The 4,453-nt window shown below is 64.6% G+C and carries 5 protein-coding genes; all 5 read right to left on the bottom strand.

From position 1 onward, the window contains the following. The coding region (locus ACR2JA_RS09900; RefSeq protein WP_434008918.1) for a sugar phosphate nucleotidyltransferase at positions 1 to 421 on the bottom strand (421 nt) is incomplete at its 3' end. A gap of 17 nt (positions 422 to 438) precedes the next feature. Further along, positions 439 to 1,338 (bottom strand): dTDP-4-dehydrorhamnose reductase, encoded by a 900-nt coding sequence (rfbD, locus tag ACR2JA_RS09895; protein WP_434008917.1) that lies wholly within the window; start codon positions 1,336 to 1,338, stop codon positions 439 to 441. Further along, on the bottom strand, positions 1,335 to 2,402 hold the full coding sequence (rfbB, locus tag ACR2JA_RS09890) for a dTDP-glucose 4,6-dehydratase (protein ID WP_434008916.1): 1,068 nt from the start codon (positions 2,400 to 2,402) through the stop codon (positions 1,335 to 1,337). Before rfbB ends, rfbD begins: the two co-directional genes overlap by 4 nt. A gap of 165 nt (positions 2,403 to 2,567) precedes the next feature. Next, a complete protein-coding gene (locus ACR2JA_RS09885) occupies positions 2,568 to 4,022 on the bottom strand; it encodes a mannose-1-phosphate guanylyltransferase/mannose-6-phosphate isomerase (protein ID WP_434008915.1) in 1,455 nt (484 codons plus the stop codon). A 220-nt stretch (positions 4,023 to 4,242) separates the two neighbouring features. Next, positions 4,243 to 4,453 (bottom strand): TolC family protein (locus tag ACR2JA_RS09880; RefSeq protein ID WP_434008914.1); only part of this gene is annotated, 211 nt, incomplete at its 5' end.

The following is a 4,453-nucleotide window of genomic DNA, read 5'->3' as shown; positions in this document are numbered from 1 at the left end:
GCACGTGGTAGGCGAACACGGTGGCGCCCACGGTCTGCGCGTTGGCGCCGGCCAGCAGGCCGGTGAAGTCGTGGCCGTAGTAGATGTTGTCGCCCAGCACCAGGGCACTGGGGCTGTCGCCCACGAAGTCGGCGCCGATGATGAAGGCCTGCGCCAGTCCGTCCGGGCTGGGCTGCACCGCGTATTGGAGGTTCATGCCCCACTGGCTGCCGTCGCCCAGCAGCTGGGCAAAGCGTGGCGTGTCCTGCGGGGTGCTGATGATCAGCACATCCCGCATGCCCGCCAGCATCAGCGTGGTCAACGGGTAATAGATCATGGGCTTGACATACACCGGCAGCAGCTGTTTGCTGATGGCCAGCGTGGCCGGGTGCAGCCGGGTGCCAGAGCCGCCGGCCAGGACGATGCCTTTGCGTTGTGTCATGGGTTCTCCCGGGTGCTTCAGAGGGTTTCCGCGAGCATGCGGTCCACACCGTGTTGCCAGGCTGGCAGGCGCAGTCCGAAGGTCTGCTGCAGGCGCGAGGTGCCCAGGCGTGAGTTGTGCGGGCGGCGTGCGGGTGTGGGGAAGGCGCTGGTGGGCACGGCCGCCACTTCGCGCACCGCCAGGGCCATTTCGGGGCGCAGTCGGCGGGCGGTGTCGATCACGTGGCGGGCGTAGCCGTTCCAGGTGGTTTCGCCGGCGGCAGCCAGGTGGTAGATGCCGGCGTCTTGCGGCCGCTGCACCAGCTGGCGGATGGCGTGTGCCGTCACGTCGGCGATCAGCTCTGCCCCAGTGGGCGCGCCGTACTGGTCGTCGATCACCGTCAGCCGCTCGCGCTCGGCCGCCAGGCGCAGCATGGTTTTGGCAAAGTTGCCGCAGCGGGCGGCATACACCCAGCTGGTGCGCAAGATCAGGTGGCGTGGGCAGGCCGCCGCGATGGCGCGCTCGCCGTCCAGCTTGGTCTGGCCGTACACGTTCAGCGGGCCGGTCGGTGCGCTCTCAACCCAAGGTGTGCTGCCGCTGCCGTCGAATACGTAGTCGGTGCTGTAATGCACCAGCAGCGCATCCACCGCGTTCGCTGCCTCGGCCAGCACGGTCGGCGCTTCGGCGTTCAGCCGGCGTGCCAGGTCGGTCTCGCTCTGCGCCTTGTCCACCGCCGTGTGCGCCGCGGCGTTGACGATCACGTCGGGCCGCAGCGACATCACGGTCGCACGCAGGCCATCGAGGTCCTGCAGGTTGCCACACAGGCCGCGGGCCGCATCGCCCGCGCGGTCCAGCGCCATCAGCTTGCCCAGCGGGGCCAGACTGCGTTGTAGCTCCCAGCCCACCTGGCCGTTCTTGCCCAGCAGCAGGATCTTCATGCTGCGGTGTCCGCGTACTGCTGGCTCACCCACTCGCGGTAGGCGCCGCTTTGCACGTCGGCCACCCACTGCGGGTTGGCCAGGTACCACTGCACCGTCTTGCGGATACCGGTCTCGAAGGTCTCGGCCGGCTTCCAGCCCAGCTCACGTTCGAGCTTGCGCGCATCGATGGCGTAGCGTCGGTCATGCCCCGGGCGGTCGGTCACGTAGGTGATCTGGTTCGCATACGGCTGGCTGTCGGCGCGCGGCTTCAATTCATCCAGCAGCGCGCACACCGTCTTGACGATCTCGATGTTGGGCTTCTCGTTCCAGCCGCCCACGTTGTAGGTCTCACCCAGCCGGCCCTGCGCCAGCACCGTGCGGATGGCGCTGCAGTGGTCCTTGACGTACAGCCAGTCGCGGATCTGCATGCCGTCGCCGTACACCGGCAGGGCCTTGCCCGCCAGCGCGTTGACGATCATCAGCGGGATCAGCTTCTCGGGGAAGTGGTAGGGGCCGTAGTTGTTGCTGCAGTTGGTGGTGAGCACCGGCAGGCCATAGGTGTGGTGCCAGGCGCGCACCAGGTGGTCGCTGGCGGCTTTGCTGGCGCTGTAGGGGCTGTTGGGCTCGTAGCGGTTCGTCTCTGCAAAGGCCGGGTCGTCCTTGGCCAGGCTGCCGTACACCTCGTCGGTGCTCACGTGCAGGAAGCGAAAGGCAGCCTTCTCATCGGCCTGCAGGGCGGCCCAGTGGCCGCGCACCGCGTCCAGCAGGCGGAAGGTGCCCACCACGTTGGTCTCGATGAACTCGCCCGGGCCGTGGATGCTGCGGTCCACATGGCTTTCGGCCGCGAAGTTGATCACCGCACGCGGTTGGTGATCGGCCAGCAGACGGGCGACCAGATCGGCGTCGCCAATGTCGCCTTGCACGAAGGTATGGCGCGTGTCACCCTGCAAGCTGGCGAGGTTCTCGCGGTTGCCGGCGTAAGTGAGCTTGTCGAGGTTGACGATGGGTTCGTCTGACTGGGCGAGCCAGTCGAGCACGAAGTTCGCGCCGATGAAGCCGGCGCCTCCGGTGACGAGGATCATGTATGAGCCCTGAGTATTTTGGGGTTGCCAATCCGCAAACAGACGGATCAGAAATAACCCTAAATTATCGCATTGCGCTGTTACCGGACAGATCAGGGCGGTCGCATGATCATCTTGGGTCCTCCCTCAAGGAGATGAACCCATACGTTGACACAAAAATGAGTGTCAACTTCGACCGTAGGTGTCTTCCAGCCGCACGATATCGTCCTCACCCAAGTAGCTGCCGGACTGAACCTCAATCATTTCCAAGTCGAGCTTGCCCGGGTTGTGCAGACGGTGCACCTCACCGATAGGGATGTAGGTGGACTGGTTCTCCGAGAGCAGGAACACGTCTTTGCCGCGGGTCACTTCGGCTGTTCCGCGCACCACAATCCAGTGCTCTGCGCGGTGGTGGTGTTTTTGCAGGCTCAGGCTAGCGCCCGGCTTGACGCCGATGCGTTTCACCTGGAAACGCTCGCCCATGTCGATGCTGTCGTACCAGCCCCAAGGACGGGCCACGCGACGGTGCAGGGTGGCTTGTGGCAGCTGAGCGCTTTCTAGGTGGGCCACCACGTCCTTCACCTGCTCTGCGTGGTCACGCTGGGCCACCAGCAAGGCGTCGGGTGAGTCGATGATGAGAAGGTCTTGCGTACCCAGCGCAACAACGGTACGACCGGGGGCGTGGATGTAGGTGTTGAGCGCGTGAAGTGTGTGGCCTTGGCCGTTGATGCGGTTGCCTCTGGCATCAGCCGGTGTCAATTCTGCAACGGCGTTCCAACTCCCCACGTCGCTCCACTGACCCATGAAGGGCACCACGGCCACATTGGCGTGCGTTTCCATCACGGCGTAGTCGATGCTTTGCGAGCGACAGGCTAGGAAGGCCTCTGTTTGCGGTCTCACGAAATGCGTAGCCAGTGTGTCCTTGTTCGCCAAGGGGGTCTCACGGGAAGCTTCGTTCATGGCAGCCCGGCAACTCGCCAAGATGTCGGCGGCATGCACGCTCAGCGCATCGAGAAGCACGCGTGCTCGGACCAAGAAGATGCCTGCATTCCACAGCACGTTGCCTTGCAACAGCAGCGCCTGGGCAGCATCGGCCCGCGGCTTCTCAATGAACCTGGCCACGGCGTAGCTGCCATCGCCCCGTGCATTGCCTTGCTGGATGTAGCCATACGCTGTGCTGGGGAAGCTCGGCATCACGCCAAAGGTGACGATGGCACCTGCCTCGGCTGCGGGCAAACCCTGCTGCACCATGACGGCGAAGGCAGCGGCGTCGGGGATGTGGTGATCCGCCGGACAGAACAGCAGCAGCGGGTCGGCTCCCGAACAGTTGGCATGCAATGCCGCCAAGGCCATGGCTGCGGCTGTATTGCGACCGGAAGGTTCCAGCAGCAGGTCACCACCCAAACCGGCGGACCTCAGGTCGTCTACCACCAGGAAGCGGTGTTCTTCGGCCGCGACACAAATCAGCGTGCCACCTGCCCTGCTCGATATGTTGGCCAAGCGCTCAGCTGTCAGGCGCAACAGACTTTTGTTGTCGATGAGCGGCACGAACTGCTTGGGGAAGCTTTTTCGGCTGAGCGGCCACAGGCGCGTGCCAGAGCCGCCGCATAGGATGACGGGAATGACGTGATCGGCGTTCATGGCCGCACTGTATCCGCTCCTCGGACGGCCCATCGGTCCGCTGCGATTGCGCGGTGGGTGGTCAGAATCTTCTTCGATGGCCACAAATCGGTCGATACGGCTCTGCGCCCAGTACGTCTAAATCGCGCTGCCGCACCACGCAGGATGAATGACCACTGCGCAAACGGATAGGGCGGGCTTGGCGCGCACGAACCTTTGCAAGCGAATGTGAAAAGGCGCTTTACCGAACCAGCAGAGAGTTCACCGCCTGCAGGTCATTCGACTGAAGCTGGCCGCTGGCCTGTTTCAGGCGCAGGCCGCCGATGAGCACGTTGTAGCGGGCCACGGCCAGGTCGCGCTTGGTCTGGAACAGCTGGCTCTGGGCGTTGAGCACGTCGATGTTGATGCGCACGCCGACCTGGTAGCCGAGCTTGTTGGCGTCCAGCGCGCTC

This window comes from Hydrogenophaga sp., from assembly GCF_051007235.1.
GTDB lineage: Bacteria > Pseudomonadota > Gammaproteobacteria > Burkholderiales > Burkholderiaceae_C > Hydrogenophaga.
This window is presented reverse-complemented; position numbering and strand designations above follow the sequence as displayed.

Coding starts and splice junctions, on each gene's coding strand:
- ACR2JA_RS09885 (WP_434008915.1), bottom strand. CDS start 4,022: ATGAACGCCGATCACGTCATTCCCGTCATCCTATGCGGCGGCTCTGGC.
- rfbD (WP_434008917.1), bottom strand. CDS start 1,338: ATGAAGATCCTGCTGCTGGGCAAGAACGGCCAGGTGGGCTGGGAGCTA.
- rfbB (WP_434008916.1), bottom strand. CDS start 2,402: ATGATCCTCGTCACCGGAGGCGCCGGCTTCATCGGCGCGAACTTCGTG.